At 72.8% G+C, this 15,444-nt stretch carries 17 protein-coding genes; 14 read left to right on the top strand and 3 right to left on the bottom strand.

Features of this window, described 5'->3' with window-relative positions; translation table 11 throughout:
- Nucleotides 1–18: 18 nt before the first annotated feature.
- The 8 genes from ABD808_RS07575 (at nucleotide 19) to ABD808_RS07540 (ending at nucleotide 7,308) form a co-directional block, all read left to right on the top strand.
- Nucleotides 19–873: an ABC transporter permease gene (locus ABD808_RS07575; protein WP_344891914.1), complete on the top strand. Its 855-nt coding sequence runs from the start codon at nucleotides 19–21 to the stop codon at nucleotides 871–873.
- On the top strand, nucleotides 870–1,745 hold the full coding sequence (locus ABD808_RS07570; RefSeq protein ID WP_344891911.1) for an amidohydrolase family protein: 876 nt from the start codon (nucleotides 870–872) through the stop codon (nucleotides 1,743–1,745). The genes ABD808_RS07575 and ABD808_RS07570 overlap by 4 nt, the downstream gene beginning before the upstream one ends.
- Before the next feature lie 78 nt (nucleotides 1,746–1,823).
- On the top strand, nucleotides 1,824–3,068 hold the full coding sequence (locus ABD808_RS07565) for an MFS transporter (protein WP_344891908.1): 1,245 nt from the start codon (nucleotides 1,824–1,826) through the stop codon (nucleotides 3,066–3,068).
- Nucleotides 3,069–3,156: 88 nt separating this feature from the next.
- On the top strand, nucleotides 3,157–3,546 hold the full coding sequence (locus ABD808_RS07560; protein ID WP_344891905.1) for a hypothetical protein: 390 nt from the start codon (nucleotides 3,157–3,159) through the stop codon (nucleotides 3,544–3,546).
- Between the two features lie 314 nt (nucleotides 3,547–3,860).
- The gene (locus ABD808_RS07555; protein WP_425548895.1) at nucleotides 3,861–4,352 is read left to right on the top strand and encodes a metallophosphoesterase family protein; all 492 of its coding nucleotides are present in this window, start codon (nucleotides 3,861–3,863) and stop codon (nucleotides 4,350–4,352) included.
- Between the two features lie 25 nt (nucleotides 4,353–4,377).
- A complete protein-coding gene (locus ABD808_RS07550; protein WP_344891902.1) occupies nucleotides 4,378–5,211 on the top strand; it encodes a crotonase/enoyl-CoA hydratase family protein in 834 nt (277 codons plus the stop codon).
- A gap of 538 nt (nucleotides 5,212–5,749) precedes the next feature.
- Nucleotides 5,750–6,640, top strand: a complete 891-nt coding sequence (locus ABD808_RS07545) for a hypothetical protein (protein ID WP_344891899.1) — start codon at nucleotides 5,750–5,752, stop codon at nucleotides 6,638–6,640.
- Nucleotides 6,616–7,308: a tetratricopeptide repeat protein gene (locus tag ABD808_RS07540; RefSeq protein WP_344891896.1), complete on the top strand. Its 693-nt coding sequence runs from the start codon at nucleotides 6,616–6,618 to the stop codon at nucleotides 7,306–7,308. The genes ABD808_RS07545 and ABD808_RS07540 overlap by 25 nt, the downstream gene beginning before the upstream one ends.
- Before the next feature lie 2 nt (nucleotides 7,309–7,310).
- On the opposite strand, the gene ABD808_RS07535 is transcribed toward ABD808_RS07540, so the two are convergent.
- A complete protein-coding gene (locus tag ABD808_RS07535; protein ID WP_344891893.1) occupies nucleotides 7,311–8,243 on the bottom strand; it encodes an MBL fold metallo-hydrolase in 933 nt (310 codons plus the stop codon).
- Between the two features lie 22 nt (nucleotides 8,244–8,265).
- Nucleotides 8,266–9,588, bottom strand: coding sequence for a DUF1015 family protein (locus tag ABD808_RS07530; RefSeq protein ID WP_344891890.1), 1,323 nt, complete (start codon nucleotides 9,586–9,588; stop codon nucleotides 8,266–8,268).
- A gap of 73 nt (nucleotides 9,589–9,661) precedes the next feature.
- Between ABD808_RS07530 and ABD808_RS07525 the strand changes: the two genes are divergently transcribed.
- Together ABD808_RS07525 and ABD808_RS07520 are read left to right on the top strand one after the other, a co-directional pair.
- The gene (locus ABD808_RS07525; protein ID WP_344891887.1) at nucleotides 9,662–10,096 is read left to right on the top strand and encodes a tetratricopeptide repeat protein; all 435 of its coding nucleotides are present in this window, start codon (nucleotides 9,662–9,664) and stop codon (nucleotides 10,094–10,096) included.
- Between the two features lie 30 nt (nucleotides 10,097–10,126).
- Nucleotides 10,127–11,128 carry an HAD-IIA family hydrolase gene (locus tag ABD808_RS07520; RefSeq protein ID WP_344891884.1) on the top strand — a complete coding sequence of 334 codons (1,002 nt, stop codon included), beginning with the start codon at nucleotides 10,127–10,129 and terminating at the stop codon, nucleotides 11,126–11,128.
- Between the two features lies 1 nt (nucleotide 11,129).
- Here the strand turns inward: ABD808_RS07520 and ABD808_RS07515 are convergent, their stop codons facing one another.
- Nucleotides 11,130–11,471 carry an SCP2 sterol-binding domain-containing protein gene (locus ABD808_RS07515; RefSeq protein ID WP_344891881.1) on the bottom strand — a complete coding sequence of 114 codons (342 nt, stop codon included), beginning with the start codon at nucleotides 11,469–11,471 and terminating at the stop codon, nucleotides 11,130–11,132.
- A gap of 111 nt (nucleotides 11,472–11,582) precedes the next feature.
- Here ABD808_RS07515 and ABD808_RS07510 point away from each other — a divergent pair, with 111 nt between their 5' ends.
- From ABD808_RS07510 to recN, 4 genes are all read left to right on the top strand, one after another.
- A complete protein-coding gene (locus ABD808_RS07510; RefSeq protein WP_344891878.1) occupies nucleotides 11,583–11,789 on the top strand; it encodes a hypothetical protein in 207 nt (68 codons plus the stop codon).
- A gap of 24 nt (nucleotides 11,790–11,813) precedes the next feature.
- On the top strand, nucleotides 11,814–12,617 hold the full coding sequence (locus ABD808_RS07505; RefSeq protein ID WP_344891876.1) for a TlyA family RNA methyltransferase: 804 nt from the start codon (nucleotides 11,814–11,816) through the stop codon (nucleotides 12,615–12,617).
- Between the two features lie 67 nt (nucleotides 12,618–12,684).
- Complete coding sequence (locus ABD808_RS07500) at nucleotides 12,685–13,653, top strand: NAD kinase (protein WP_344891873.1); 969 nt, start codon at nucleotides 12,685–12,687, stop codon at nucleotides 13,651–13,653.
- A gap of 57 nt (nucleotides 13,654–13,710) precedes the next feature.
- Nucleotides 13,711–15,417 carry a DNA repair protein RecN gene (gene recN / locus ABD808_RS07495; RefSeq protein ID WP_344892893.1) on the top strand — a complete coding sequence of 569 codons (1,707 nt, stop codon included), beginning with the start codon at nucleotides 13,711–13,713 and terminating at the stop codon, nucleotides 15,415–15,417.
- Nucleotides 15,418–15,444: the final 27 nt, after the last annotated feature.

Genomic DNA, 15,444 nt, shown 5'->3' with positions numbered 1-15,444 from the left:
CGATGAGAAGGGTGGCCGATGAATAAGGTGACGGCGGCGTCGCCGCGCGCGCGCCGCCGGGAACCCGCCGCTCCGCGCGGGCCGCTGCTCGGCGACGGTCTCCTGGCCAGGGCGGCGTTCCTGATCGTGCCGCCCGTGGTGGTCGGGCTGCTCGGCGTCCTGCTGATCCAGCTGGTGATCTCCCGCTTCGAGATCAGCGGCGTGGTCATCCCCAAGCCGACCGACGTGTACGAGGTGATGAGCTCCGACCTCTTCCTGGAACAGGTCGGGCAGAGCACCTGGGAGACGTGGAAGGCGACACTGATCGGGTTCGTGCTGGGCGCCGGGTCGGGCGTCGTGCTCGGCGCGCTGATGGCGGAGTCGCGGGTCGCGCGGTTCGTCCTCTACCCGTACGTCGTCGCGTTCCAGTCGCTGCCCAAGATCGCGCTGGCGCCGGTGTGCGCGCTGTGGCTCGGCTTCGGCCTGACGATGAAGTTCAGCTTCTCCGGGATGCTGGCGTTCTTCCCCGCCGTGATCGCGACGCTGGCCGCGCTGTCCACGGTTCCGGAGACGCGGGTCGAGATGGCGACGGCGTTCTGCGCGAGCCGCCGCCAGCGGTTCTTCCGGATCTCGTTGCCGTCCGCGATGCCCGGGATCGTGTCCGGGCTGGAGATCAGCATGGCGTTCGCGCTGATCGGCGCGATCGTCGGCGAGTTCGTCGCGCCCTCGGCGGGCGGGCTCGGACAACTGCTGCTCACCTACAGCGAGGCGATCAACGTGGCCGCCGAGTTCTCCGTGCTGGTCGTGCTGATGGTGCTCGGCGTCCTCCAGAACAAGATCCTTTTCGGTGTCGTGCGGGCGGGCACGGAAAGGTTCTTCGAGTCGTCGCGGTGACGGACGGCGGCGTCACCACCGTGGCGGACGGCGGCAGCAGCGGCACCGACACGTTCGCGGGCTTCCACCGGTGGATCGTCGGCGGCTCGCGCACGCGTGTCCTGTGCCATCTCAACCTCGCGCGCATCGGTCTGACCGGTCTGCTCGGCGAGTTGCGTCCCGAGCTGGTCGACCCGGAGGGTGTGGCGCGCCTGATCCGTGAGCATCCGGACGTCATCGTCGGGATCAAGCTGCGGCTGTCCGAACGGATCACGGGTGGGCCGTGCCGTCCGATGCTGGAACTGGGCGCGCGGGTGTCGGCGGAGACCGGTCGGCCGCTGCACGTCCACATCGGTGGCACTGCCGAGAACCTGACGGAACTGCTCCCGCTGCTGTCGCCCGGCGACACGGTGACGCATTTCCAGACCCCGCAGCCGAATGGCCTGCTGGACGAACACGGAATTCTGCTTCCTGCCGCTCGGGAAGCTCGGGAGCGCGGTGTTCTGTTCGACTGCGGCCATGGGATGAGCCATTTCAGTTTCGCCGTCGCCGAGGCGCTCCTCGGCCAGGGTTTTCCGCCGGACACCATTGGGAGTGACCTCAGCCGCCGCTCCTTCGCCGACCTCGCGCCCGGCCTGCTGACCGTGATGAACAAGTGGCTGGCGCTCGGGATGCCGCTTCCCGACGTGATCGCGGCGACCACGGTCGCCCCGGCGTCCGCTCTTGGGATGTCCGGGCGGATCGGCGCGCTCCGTCCCGGCGTTGAGGCCGATCTGGCGGTGCTGACCTGGGAGGACGGCGAGTTCGCCTACGGCGACGCGGTGGGGGGTCGTCGCGTCGCGCGCGGTCGGCTCGTGCCGGTGGCGACCGTGCGCGCGGGCGACGTCCGGTAGAACCCGATCATGGTTTCTGGTCCGGGGCGAGGGGAACGTCCCCGGCGACTGACCTGACGGTGTGGACGGGACGGCACGGTGACGAGGACGCAGCGGGAGACCGGGCCCGGACCGGCGGATCCGGGAGACGCCCTGACCGGCGCGCGTCCCATGGTCATGCTGGTGACGGCCACGGTCGGGTTCGCGGTGAACTTCTGGGCGTGGGCGTTGCTGAGCCCGCTGGGCCCCCGCTTTCAGGACACGCTCGACCTGTCGTCGTTCGAGCAGGCGTTGCTGGTGGCGGTGCCCGTGGTGGTCGGGTCGCTGGGCCGGATCCCGGTCGGGGCGCTCACCGACCGTTTCGGTGGACGGGTCATGTTCCCGCTGGTTTCGCTCATCACGATCGTGCCGGTGCTGTATCTGGGGTTGTGGGGGCATTCGTCGTTGGCGGCTTTGCTGGTGGGCGGGTTCTTTCTGGGCGTCGGCGGGACGACGTTCGCGGTCGGCGTCCCGTTCGTCAACGCCTGGTTCCCGCCGGAGCGGCGCGGGTTCGCGGTCGGCGTGTTCGGGATGGGGATGGGCGGCACCGCGATCAGCGCCCTGACCACGGTCAAGGAGGTCGACCACTACGGGATGGAGGTCCCGTTCGAGGTGATGGCGGTGCTGCTCGCCGTGTACGCCGTGGTCGCCTGGTTCGTCCTCCAGGAGGCGCCGGGACGGACCGCGCCGAGCGAACCGCTGCTGAACCGGCTGGCGGCGACGGCGCGAATGAGCGTCACCTGGCAGATGTCGGCGCTGTACGCGGTGGCCTTCGGCGGTTACGTGGCGTTCTCGGTATATCTGCCGACCTATCTGAAAACCGAGTACGGCCTGTCGCAGTCGGACGCGGCGAACCGCATGGCGGGGTTCGTGCTGCTGGCCGTGGTGATGCGCCCGGTAGGCGGATGGCTGTCGGACCGGGTCGGCGCGGTACGGGTCATGGAGGTCTCCCTCGTCGTGACGGTCGCGGGCGCCGTCGCACAGGCGTTCACTCCGCCGTTGATGCCCGGTGGAACGATCGCGTTCCTGGCGATGGCCGCCGCGCTCGGCGCGGGCAGCGGCGCGACGTTCGCGCTGGTGGCGCGGCTCGCCCCGCCGAACAAGGTCGGCGCCGTCACCGGCGTGGTGGGTGCGGCCGGAGGGCTCGGCGGGTTCATCCCGCCGCTGGTGATGGGCTCCATCTACGGAAGCCTCGGCTCGTACGCGCTCGGGCTCGCACTGCTGGCGGTCGTGGCCGCGGCCGCCGCCGTCTTCACCGCCACGGTCGTCCGGCGGGCGGCGGACCGGCGGGCGCCCGGCACCTGACACCCGGGGTGGTGCGGGGATCCGGCGAGGGGGGCGATAGCGTCCGGTCGACCGGTTCAGACCACCTCACCGACGCCGGAGGCCCTTCGTGCTCGCCGTCACCACCGCCGATCTGCGGATCTTCCTGCACATCCTCGCCGCGACGATCTGGGTCGGCGGGCAGATCACGCTCGGCGCGCTGGTGCCGGTGCTGCGCGGGTACGAGGGCGTCACCAAACTCGCCGCCCAGCGCTTCAACATGGTCGCCTGGCCCGCGTTCGCCGTCCTCGTGCTCACGGGCATCTGGAACATGACGTCCGGCGACCTCAGCGACCCCGCGCAGCGGACGCTCCAGGTGAAACTGGTGTTCGTGGTGCTGTCCGGTGTCGCGGCGTTCCTGCACACGCTCGCCAAGTCCAAGGCGGGGCTCGCCGTCTGGGGCGCGCTCGGCGCGGTCGGGGCGCTCGCCGCGTTGTTCTTCGGCGTCCAACTCGGCTGAGGTTCGGTTGACGCTCGGGCGTTCGGTTGAGGTGGAGACGGCCGGTTCCCGGGGCCGGTGCAAGGGAGTGATCATCCACCTCGGGACCCGGCCGTCCCACTCCCTCGCGGTGCTGGGTCGCCGTGTCGGAACGACCGGGGGCGTACGGCCGGAATCCTCCTGGACGAACGCGAGGAAGTAGAGCGTAACTCTGCCCATCAGCGCGACATAATGACACGACGCTTACAGTTGTTTCCCACTGGTGTATAGGGCGCGCCGTGGCAAAATCACCCTCCCGCGACGGCTGGGCCACGCCGTACGAAACAATGGGCCATGTGAGAGTGGTGGCCATCTCCGACACGCACGCGCCCAGGCGCTGGACGTCGTGCCCGCCGCGTGTGGCCGAGCACCTACGTGGCGCGGACGTCATCCTGCACGCCGGGGACGTGTGCACCGCCGCCGTCCTCGACGAACTGGCGGGGTACGCGCCCGTCCACGCCGTCCTCGGCAACAACGACGGCCCGGACGTCGCCGAATGGGGCGCGCCCGAACGTCTCGAACTCGACCTGGACGGCCTCGCCGTCGCGATGGTCCACGACAGCGGCCAGGCCCGTGGCCGCACCGCCCGGATGCGCCGCTGGTTCCCCACCGCCGACCTCGTCGTCTTCGGGCACTCGCACATCCCCCTGGACGAGACCGGCGACGGCGTCCGGATCTTCAACCCCGGATCGCCCACCGACCGGCGCCGCCAGCCCCACGGCACCCTCGGCCTCCTCGACATCCGGGACGGCCGCCTCACCGGTGCGCGGATCGTCTCCGTCACCTGACCGAACCGACAAAGGGGGGCCCGGCATGGCCGACCGCGTGACCGTGCACGTCGACGGGGGAGTCGCCGACGTGCGGCTCGACCGTCCCGACAAGCTCAACGCCCTCGACGCGGCCATGTTCGACGCGCTCGCCGAGGCCGGGGAGGGGCTTGCCGCCGATCCGTCCGTCCGGGCCGTCGTCCTGTCGGGGGAGGGCCGCGCGTTCTGCGCCGGGCTGGACGTCTCCGTGGCCATCGCGCTGGGCGGAGACTCCCCACCGCCCGGCGCGAGCGCCCGCTTCAGCCGCCTGTTGGACGACCTCACCGCACGCGAACCCGGCCGCATCACCAACCTCGTGCAGCAGGTGGCGCACGTGTGGCGGGAACTGCCGCAACCCGTCATCGCCGCCGTCCACGGACACGCCCTCGGCGGCGGCCTCCAGATCGCGCTCGGCGCCGACATCCGGATCGTCGCCCCCGACGCGACGCTGTCCGTCCTGGAGATCCGCTGGGGCCTGGTGCCCGACATGACCGGGACGGCGGCGCTGATCCGCCTCGTCGGCGAGGACGTCGCCAAGGACCTCACCTTCACCGGACGCATGATCACCGGCACGGAGGCCGCCCGCATCGGCCTCGCGACCCGCGTCGCGGACGACCCGCGCGCCGCCGCCGCCGACCTCGCCCGCGAGATCGCCGGGAACAGCCCGGACGCCGTCCGCGCCGCGAAACGCCTGTTCAACCGGGTGGCGGACGTCGATCTGGCCGGTCAGTTCCGGGCTGAGTCCCGGGCGCTCGCCGGGCTGCGCGGCACCCCCAACCAGATCGAGGCCGCCACCGCGCACCTCGAACGGCGTCCACCCGTATTCACCGACCCCGCCTGACGGCCTTTTGCGGAAAAGGAATTCTGGTAAGGGCCGTGATTCCCGCGTCGCGCCGGAGACTCGCGCGGGGGAGTAAGATACGGCTGACTCGAATTCGTTGAGGGCCGTCCCGATTTCGGACGGCCCTCGACGCATGTCGTGCGGCCGCAACGTAGGCTGCGAGGGTCCACGGAACCATCTTCGAGAACAGCGACGGACGTGATGAGCGCGGAAGAGGACGGTCGCGGCGGCGACGACCGCGAGCGGCGGGGCGGCAACGGGGGACGGAACACTCCTCCCCGTCGTGGCGGCGGGCCCAAGAGCGGCCCCGGAGGCCCTGGAGCTCGCAAGGGCGGCGGTCCTCGAGGAGGCGCACCGCGCGGCGGCGGGCCGAAGGGCGCCCGCGGCGGCGGCAAGGACAGAGACTGGAAGCCACGCGGCAAACGCGACGACGACCGCCGCGGCAACCCGTCCAGCGCCCCACGCGGAGACCGCAAGGAGAACCGCCCCGGCGACCGCCGCGAATGGCGCCCCACCGACCGCCGCGACGGCCGTCCGGGTGAGCGTCGCGACGCCCGCTCCGGCGAGCGTCGAGAGGGCCGTCCGGGCGAGCGCCGCGAGTGGCGCCCCAAGGAGCGCCGCGACGGCCGCCCCGGCGAACGTCGCGACAACCGTCCGGGCGAGCGTCGAGACGGTCGCGCTGGTGAACGACGTGAGTGGCGCCCCAGCGAGCGCCGCGACAGCCGCCCCGGCGAGCGCCGTGACGGGCGTCCGGGCGAGCGCCGTGACTGGCGCCCCACGGACCGCCGCGATGGCCGCCCCGGGGAGCGCCGTGACGGCCGTCCCACCGAGCGGCGTGACGGGCGTCCGGGTGAGCGCCGTGAGTGGCGTCCTGCGGAGCGCCGTGAGGGTCGTCCGGGTGAGCGCCGTGACGGCCGTCCTGCCGAGCGGCGTGACGCTCGGTCTGGGGGGCAGCGTGACGGGCGTTCGGGTGAGCGCCGTGAGTGGCGTCCCGCGGATCGCCGTGACGGCCGTCCGGGTGAGCGCCGTGACGGGCGTCCGGGGGAACGGCGTGATGGGCGTCCTGCGGATCGTCGTGATGGACGGCCCGGGGAGCGGCGTGATGCTCGGTCTGGCGGGCGGCGTGACGGGCGCCAGGGTGAGCGGCGTGAGTGGGGGGCCAAGGGGTCTGGTGGTGGGCCGCGGCGTGATGGGCGGTCGGCTGGAGGCCGGAAGTTCGACGACAGGCGGGGAGGGCGTCCGGGGGACAAGCGGTCGTACGGGCCGCCTCGTGAGCGGTCCGCGCGGGACGAGGAGCGGCCCGCGCCCAAGCATGATGATCCGCTGCTGCCCGATGACGTCACGGGCGACGAGCTGGACGCCGAGGCGCGTGCCGAGTTGCGGTCGCTTCCCAAGGATCTGGCCGTGCGGGTCGCCCGGCACCTGGTGATGGCGGGACGGCTCGCCGAGGACGAGCCCGAGCAGTCCTACAAGCACGCGCGGGCCGCGCGCAGGGTCGCGTCCCGGGTCGGGATCGTCCGGGAGGCGGCGGGGATCGCGGCGTACAACACCGGCGAATGGGCCGAGGCGCTCGCGGAGCTGCGGGCGGCGCGGCGGCTGATGCTGGGCGATGACGCCTACCTGCCGCTGATGGCCGACTGCGAGCGCGGGCTGGGCCGTCCCGAGCGCGCCCTGGACCTGATCAAGTCGCCGGAGGCGAAGAACCTCGACGTGATGGGACGGGTCGAGCTGCGCATCGTCGAGTCGGGCGTCCGGCGCGACCTCGGGCAGCTCGACGCGGCCGTGGTCACGCTCCAGATCCCCGAGCTTCGCGACCGGCGCCTACGGCCCTGGTCGGTGCGGCTGTTCTACGCCTACGCGGACGTGCTGGAGGAGGCCGGACGCGCGAGCGAGGCCGCCGACTGGTTCGCGCGGGCCGCCGCCGCCGACCGGGACGGCGAGACCGACGCCGCCGAACGGTACGCCGAACTCGACGGCCTCCAGATCGTCGACACCGAAGACCTCGAGGAGGACGTCGAGGACAACGCGGTCGCCGAGGTCGGCGCGATGTTCCTGGAGCCGAAGACCGCCGAGGAGCCGCCGTCCGAGGAGGACTGACGTCAGGCGTGCCGGTCCAGGGAGTGCAGGATCCCGGCGACGTTGCTCTCGATGCCGCTGAGCGCCTCGAACTTGGCGACCACGTCCGGGTCGGCGTCCTCGCGGTTGAGGGCGTAGCGGTCCCTGGTGCGGTCGGCGACCATCGCTACCGCGTGGTCGAGGTCGAGGCCCTCGTCCCAGGCGTCCCGGACGGCGTCCACCCAGATCCGCAGCTCCTCCGCGGACCGCTCCAGCGTCCCCTCGACCTCGTCGACGGGCCCGTAGTGCGCGAACAGCAGCCGCTGCGGGCCGAGTGACCGGAACTTCCCGAGCGACGCGAGCGCGGTGTCCAGGTCGAAGTCGGGCGGTGGTGTCGCGGGACGCACGTCGGCGGTCTCGGGGATGTAGACCCCGGCGGCGTCGCCGACGTACAGGTCGCCGGTCAGGGAGTCCAGCAGTCCCACATGGTGTTTGGCGTGGCCGGGGGAGTAGTGGGTCTCCAGGCGCCGCCCGCCGCCGAGGTCGACGGCGCCGGTGTCCTCGACGGCCCTGATCCGCGCCGCGTCCGTCGGTTTCAGCTCGCCGAACAGCGTGTCGAGGCTGTCGCCGTACACCATCCGGGCGCTGCGCATGAGCCGCTCCGGGTTCACCAGGTGCCGGGCGCCCTTCTCGTGGACGACGACTTCCGCGCGCGGGTACATGCGGGCGATGTCGCCGACGCCGCCCGCGTGGTCGAGATGGATGTGGGTCACGACGACGCTCGCCAGGTCGTCCGGGCCGACGCCCAGTTCGTCCAACGCGGCCCGCACGACGGGCGCCGACCCGGACGTGCCGGGCTCCACCAGGCACGGCCGGTCGGAAAGGATCAGATATCCGGCGGTGATCCCGGTGTAGCCCGCCATCCGCGTGTCGATCTCGTAGACGTCCTTGCCGAGCGGCGTGATCGTGGTCTGCATCGGCTGATCATCATCTCCAGCGTCAGGGTTCGAGAAGGCGCAGGACGAGCCCGGTGCGGGGTTTCGGGCCGAACGAGGTGGACTTGCGGGGCACCCGCTCGCCCGCGTCCGCGACGGCCAGGACGTCCTCGACCTTGAGCGGGTTCAGGACGACCGCCGTGCCGCCAGCGTCCCGCGCCCGGGTGATCGCGGCGGACGGGTCGTCGTGCACGATCTGGATCGCGTCCTCGTTCTCCGGGACGTTCCACAGCTTCCCGACGAGCACATGGTCGAGCACGGCGGTGTCGAGCCCCCGCCAGCGCGCGGAGTGCTCGGACGGCACGCACCGCCGCACCGCCTCGGCGTCGGGTTCACTCAGCAGATGAAGGGACGCACCACCGCCGAGGAGGAAGGCGGGACGCGGCGCGGCGGCGAGCGCGCCGAGCGCGGCGCCCTCGTCCTGGAAGTCGGTGACCCGGAACACCGCGCGCGCCCGTTCCACCGCGTCGTCCGGCGCGAGCCCTGGCAGGACGCGGTGAATCGCGGCCAGCTCCGGCGGGTAGCGGGTGGAGTCGACCAGCATGGCCAGGCCGGAGTCCCAGGGGCCGGGGCCGTCCCCGGCGGCACGGCGCCGGGACTGGAGGGCGCGGTAGGTGGCGTACCGGTGGTGGCCGTCGGCGATGAGCGCCCGCCGGTCGCGCAGGTCGGCCGCGACGCGCGCGTGCAGGTCGGGGTCGGTGACGCGCCACAGCCGGTGCGTGAGCCCGTCGTCGGCGTGGAAGTCCAGGAGCGGCGTCGCCGTGGTCGCGTCGTCGACGATCTGGGCCGCGTCGCCGCCGCCCTCGTACACCAGGAAGATCGGCTCCAGATTGGCGTTCGCGGCCGTCATCAGCTCCAGCCGATCGCGCACGGGCCCGGGGAACACGTTCTCGTGCGGCAACACCACACCATCGGACTCGGGACGCAGCCCCAGCGCCCCGACCAGGCCGCGCTGTAAGACCGTCCCGCCGGCCGCGGCCTCGTAGACGTACAGGGCAGGCACCGGATCAATGGTGAGGGCGCCCTCGTCCAACCACCGCCGCAGCCGCCGTCCCGCCGCGTCGTAGCTCTCCCCGGCGGCGCGCGGCAGGTTCAGCCGGACGATGTTGTGCCCGCCGCCCGCCAGCAGCCGCGCCGCCTCAGCGTCGTCGATCAGGTCGTACGGCGGCGTCGTCACCGTCGCGGGATCACCCGCGACCTCGGGAACAAAGCGCACACCGCGAAACGGAGCCAACTCCAAGCCATCGCCGGTCCGGGGCGCCGCCGTCCCGAAGGCCCGGGCGCTGAACTCCTCGGGGCCGAGCCCGAAGGAGAGATCGTCGTCCATCCCGGGCATGCTAATCGTCGGAGGACGTCCAGTGCCCCGGCGGGTACGGTCGATTTCCGAGGGGAGGGTCCATATGGAGGGTCAAGGTCCTGGGCGGCCGGAGGATTCCCCGGGTGCCGTTCCGGCGGAGCCGGTCGGTGGTGTCTACGAGTGGTACACGCGGGGGCTGGAGTTGCTCAGGTCGGGTAGCGCGGCGGCGGCGTTGCAGCTGTTGGCCAGGGCCGCCGAGGCCGAGCCCGGCTCGCACAGCATCCGGGAGGCGCTCGCTCGCGCCCAGTTCGGGACGCGGCGGTTCGACGAGGCCGCCGAGAGCTTCCGGGGCATCGTCGAGGAGGAGCCCGCCGAGGACTACGCGCGGTTCGGCCTCGGGCTGGCCCTCAGCCGGATGGGCGACTTCGAGGGCGCGGTGGAGCATCTGGCGCTCGCCGCGGCCATGCGTCCCGACAACGACGACTACGCGAAGGCGTTGCGGCACGCCAGGGCGACCCTGGAGTCGCGCCGCCGATGACGTCGTCCCCCACGAAAGGCAGCGTTCTTGATGCACGGAAGTGACCGCCCCCTCTGCGAGGCCTACGACGTCGCCCTGCTCGACCTGGACGGGGTCGTCTACGTCGGGCGGCGTCCCGTTCCGGCGGCGGCGGAGTCGCTGGCCAAGGCCCGCGCGGCGGGGCAGCGGCTGGCGTTCGTCACCAACAACGCCTCGCGGACCCCGTCCGCCGTCGTGGCGCTGCTCAGCGAGGTGGGCGTTCCGGCGGATGCCGAGGATGTGGTGACGTCCGCGCAGGCGGCGGCGCGGATGCTCGCGGAGCGGCTGCCCGCCGGGTCTGAAGTGCTTGTCGTGGGCGGTATGGGACTGCGCCATGCCCTGTACGCGCACGGGCTGCGTCCGGTGTCGACGGCCGCCAACCGGCCCGCTGCCGTCGTGCAAGGTTTTCATCCCGAGTTGGGGTACGGGCTGTTGTCCGAGGGGGCGCGGGCCGTCGCGGACGGGGCGTTGTTCGTCGGCTCCAATGCTGATGTGACCATTCCCGGCGGGGACGGCCCGCCGAACCCGGGCAACGGGGCTCTGCTTCGCGTGATCAGCTCCGCGACCGGTGTCGAACCGATCATCGCGGGGAAGCCCGCGCGGCCGCTTCATCATGAGTCGATCCTGCGCACGGGGGCGCGGCGTCCTCTTGTGGTCGGCGATCGTCTCGACACCGACATCGAGGGCGCCCATAACGGTGGTGCCGACAGCCTGCTCGTCTTCACCGGCGTCACCGGGCATTTGGAGGCACTCACCGCGCCCGCGCACCAGCGGCCCACGTATCTGGCGTCCGACCTGACGGGGCTGCTCGTTCCGCATCCGGAGGTCGTCCGGGACGGCGACGGTCATCGCTGCCATGGCTGGACGGCCCGCCGCGACGGCGACACGCTCACCGTGACCGGGTCCGGTGATCCCTACGACGGGCTGCGCGCGCTTGCGTCCGCCGCCTGGGAGACCGATGCCGTCCCGTCTCGGGAGGGGCTCGCGGACGCGCTGAAGGCCGTTGGGCTCTAGTTCACAGCAGTTTGCGGAGGCGGAGGAGGTCGAAGATGCTCGCCTCGATCTTGAGTCTGCCCTCGGCCCACGCCCTGGTGGGGCTCAGCTCGTCGTTCGCCATCGCGACGAGGTCGTCGCCGTCCACGGTGAGCCGGACCTGGGCCAGCCTCGGGTCGCCGTCGGGCTCGAACGGGTCGAGCCCGCCCTGGTGGAGCCGGGTGCGGTAGGCCAGCCCGAGGTCCGCGACGCGGCAGCTGATCGTCCGCTCGACGACGTGCTCGGCGAGCCGGTCGGCGTCCACCTCGGCCAGCCGCGCCGCGATGCGGTCGAGCGCCGCCAGGCACTCCTCCTCGTTCGCCATGGTCAGGCCGTTCCCCGTTCCGTCGACATCGGTGTCGTTCAGGGACGGTAGCGTTCAGCATGAGCCGGAGGCGACTCGTCACGGGCGCCGCGACTCCACTGGGAGGTAAACGTGATGTCCGACGAGGCCGCGCTGGAGCCGGAGGTCCCGGCCGCGCCGCCACCCCCGATCCGGCCCGACCCGACCGGCGACCCGCGCGTGGACGCCGCCGTCGCCCGCCTCGCCGAGCTGGGCGGACGGCCCGTCGCCGAGCATGTGGAGATCTTCGAGGACGTCCACCAGCGGCTCCAGGAGCTCCTGGCCGCCGCCGAGACATGATCGCCCCGGACATGAGCACCGGTCATGGCCACTAGGCGTCGGCTGGACGCGGAGCTGGTCCGGCGCGGGCTGGCGCGCTCGCGGGAGCACGCGGGCACGCTGATCGGCGACGGCCGGGTGCGCGTCGGCGGCCGGACGGCGGCCAAGGCCGCCACGCAGGTGGAGGCCGCTGCCGCCATCGTCGTCGCCGACGCCGGGACGGGCCCCGAGTACGTCTCGCGCGGCGGCCACAAGCTCGCGGGAGCCCTCGGCGCGTTCGACGGCCTGGCGGTGAAGGGCCGCGTCTGTCTGGACGCGGGCGCCTCCACCGGCGGGTTCACCGACGTCCTGCTGCGCGCGGACGCGGCGCACGTGTACGCGGTCGACGTCGGGTACGGGCAGATCGCCTGGTCGTTGCGGACGGACGAGCGCGTCACCGTCCTGGAGCGCACGAACATCCGTGACCTCACGTCCGACATGCTCGGCGACCCGGCCCCCGGGCTCGTCGTCGGCGACCTGTCGTTCATCTCGTTGAAGCTCGTCCTCGGGCCGCTGCTGGCGTGCGCCGAGCCCGGCGCCGACTTCGCGATGATGGTGAAGCCGCAGTTCGAGGTCGGCAAGGACCGGGTCGGCGCGGGCGGCGTCGTCCGCGACCCGGAGCTGCGCGCAGCCGCCGTCGCCGACGTCGCCCGGCATGCCGAGACGCTCGGGCTGGGTGTCCGTGCGGTGGTGGCGAGCCCGCTGCCAGGGCCGTCGGGCAACGTGGAGTACTTTCTGTGGCTGTGCTCGGGAGCCCCGCCCCTGGACGAGACCGCCCTCGCCAAGGCCATCGCGGACGGCCCACAATGAGCGGCCGCGACCCCGGGCCCGTACAGCTCGGGCAGAAGGCGTCCGAGGCGCGAAGAGGGGCGAGAGCATGAGCGAGAGATCGGTGCTGGTCGTGGCGCACACCGGGCGTCCCGAGGCGATCCGCAGCGCGCAGCTCGTCATCGAGCGGCTCAGCGCGGCGGGCATCGGCGTGCGGGTCCTGGACGGCGAGGCCGCCGACATCGGCGCCTCCGGTGTGGCGGTCATGCCGAGCACCGCCGCGGCGGCCGAGGACGCCGAGGTCGTCATGGTCCTCGGCGGCGACGGGACGCTCCTTCGCGCCGCCGACCTGACCCGCGGCGTCGGGACCCCGCTGCTCGGCGTCAACCTCGGCCACGTCGGGTTCCTCGCCGAGGCCGAGCGCGACGACCTCGCCGCCACCGTCGACCGCGTGGTGACCTGCCGCTACGACGTCGAGGAGCGGATGACCGTCGACGTCGTCGTCCGGCTCAACGGCTCGGTCAGCGGCACGACGTGGGCGCTCAACGAGGCGAGCATCGAGAAGGCCGAACGTGAGCGGATGCTGGAGGTCGTCGCCGAGATCGACGGCCGCCCGCTCTCGAACTGGGGCTGCGACGGCGTCGTGTGCGCTACGCCGACCGGATCGACCGCGTACGCGTTCTCCGCGGGCGGCCCGGTCGTGTGGCCGGAGGTCGAGGCGATGCTGGTCGTGCCGATCAGCGCGCACTCGCTGTTCGCGCGCCCGCTGATGGTGTCGCCGAGGTCGCTCGTCGCGGTGGAGGTCCTGCCGGGCACGCCGCGCGCCGTGCTGTGGTGCGACGGCCGCCGCACCATCGACGTGCCGCCCGGCGCGCGCGTGGAGGTCCGGCGCGGCACCGAGCCGGTGCGGCTGGCGCGGCTGCACCTCACCCCGTTCACCGACCGGCTCGTCACGAAGTTCGGGCTGCCCGTCACGGGGTGGCGCGGCCGGGTCCGCCAGCCCGTCCAGCCGTCGCCGCCGCTGAAGGATTCGCAGGTCGGGAACGACGGGGGAGCAACCGGCGAGCAGAGGAGATAACCTCCACTGGCGCGAACCGGGATCTGTTTGCGGAGGGTTGTGACGCTGGTGCGCCCGATGGTGGACGAGGTGCGGATCGAGGGCCTCGGAGTGATCGACGAGGCCGTGCTCGACCTGTCCCCGGGTTTCAACGTCGTGACCGGCGAGACCGGGGCGGGCAAGACGATGGTGGTCACGAGCCTCGGACTGATGTTCGGTGGCCGCGCCGACCCGCAGCGGGTCAGGCCCGGCGCGGGCCGCGCGACCGTCGAGGGCCGGATCGTCGTCGACCCCGGCGGCCGCGTCGTGGAACGCGTCGAGGAGGCCGGCGGAGAGTTGGACGACGGCGCGCTGATCGTGACGCGGTCGGTGTCGGCGGAGGGCCGGTCCCGCGCGTTCCTCGGCGGCCGGTCCGTCCCCGTCAACGTGCTGATCACGATCGCCGACGACCTGGTCGCCGTGCACGGGCAGTCCGACCAGCAGCGGCTGCTCCAGGCGTCGCGGCAGCGCGGCGCCCTCGACCGGTACGCGGGCGCGGCGCTCACCAAGCCGATGCGCGCCTACACCAAGGCGTACCAGCGGCACCGGCAGGTCACCGCGCTGCTCGACGAGCTGACCGCGCGGGCCCGCGAACGCGCGCAGGAGGCCGACGCGCTCCGCTTCGGCCTGGAGGAGGTCGAGAAGGTCGACCCGAAGGACGGCGAGGACGTCGACCTCGCCGCCGAGGAGGAGCGGCTCGGGCACGCCGACGCGCTGCGCGGCGCCGCCGACACCGCGCACGAGGCGCTGCTCGGCGACGCGGCCGCCGCGTTCGAGGCCGCGAACGTGACGAGCCTGCTCGGCCAGGCCCGCAACGCGCTGGATGTCGTCCGCGATCACGACCCGGAGCTGGCGGGGCTCGCCGACCGGCTCGCCGAGGCCGGGTACCTGGTGTCCGACGTCGGCACCGACCTCGCGTCCTACGCCCAGTCCGTGGACGCCGACCCGGCGCGGCTCGCGGTCGTCCAGGAGCGGCGCGCCGAGGTGACCTCGCTGATCCGCAAGTACGGCGGGCCGGACGGCACCGCCGTCGCCGTCCTGGAGTGGGCGCGTACGTCGGCGGCCCGGCTCACCGAGCTGGACGGCGACGACGACCGCATCGAGGAGCTGCGCGCCGAGCACGCCGAGCTGGCCGAGCGCCTCGCCGCCGAGGCGGGGGAGCTGACCGCGGTCCGCGCCCGCGCCGCCGAGCGGTTCTCCGCCGCCGTCACCGAGGAGCTGACCGCGCTGGCGATGCCGCACGCCCGCGTCACCGTCACCGTCGCGCCGACCGGCGACTACGGCCCGCACGGCGTCGACGAGGTCGAGGTGCTGCTCGCGCCGCATCCCGGTTCCCGCCCGCTGCCGCTGCACAAGGGCGCGTCCGGCGGCGAGCTGTCCCGCGTGATGCTGGCGATCGAGGTCGTGTTCGCGGGCGCCGACCCCGTTCCGACGTTCGTCTTCGACGAGGTCGACGCGGGCGTCGGCGGCAAGGCCGCCGTGGAGATCGGGCGGCGGCTGGCGCGGCTCGCCCGCAACGCCCAGGTGATCGTCGTCACACACCTGCCGCAGGTCGCCGCGTTCGCCGACCGGCACCTGCTCGTGGAGAAGTCCGACGACGGGTCCGTGACCAGCAGCGGCGTCACCGCGCTGGACAGGGAGGGTCGGGTACGGGAACTGTCCAGGATGCTCGCCGGTCTGGAGGACTCCGAGCTCGGCCGCGCCCACGCCGAGGAACTCCTCGCCATGGCGTCCGCGGAACGGTAACAGAGCCCGAAAAATTACAGAGGGTAC

It is taken from the genome of Actinomadura meridiana (genome assembly GCF_039537545.1).
GTDB classification, from domain to species: Bacteria; Actinomycetota; Actinomycetes; order Streptosporangiales; family Streptosporangiaceae; genus Spirillospora; species Spirillospora meridiana.
Note: the sequence above shows the minus strand (reverse complement) of the source record. Positions and strands in the feature narration are given on the sequence as shown.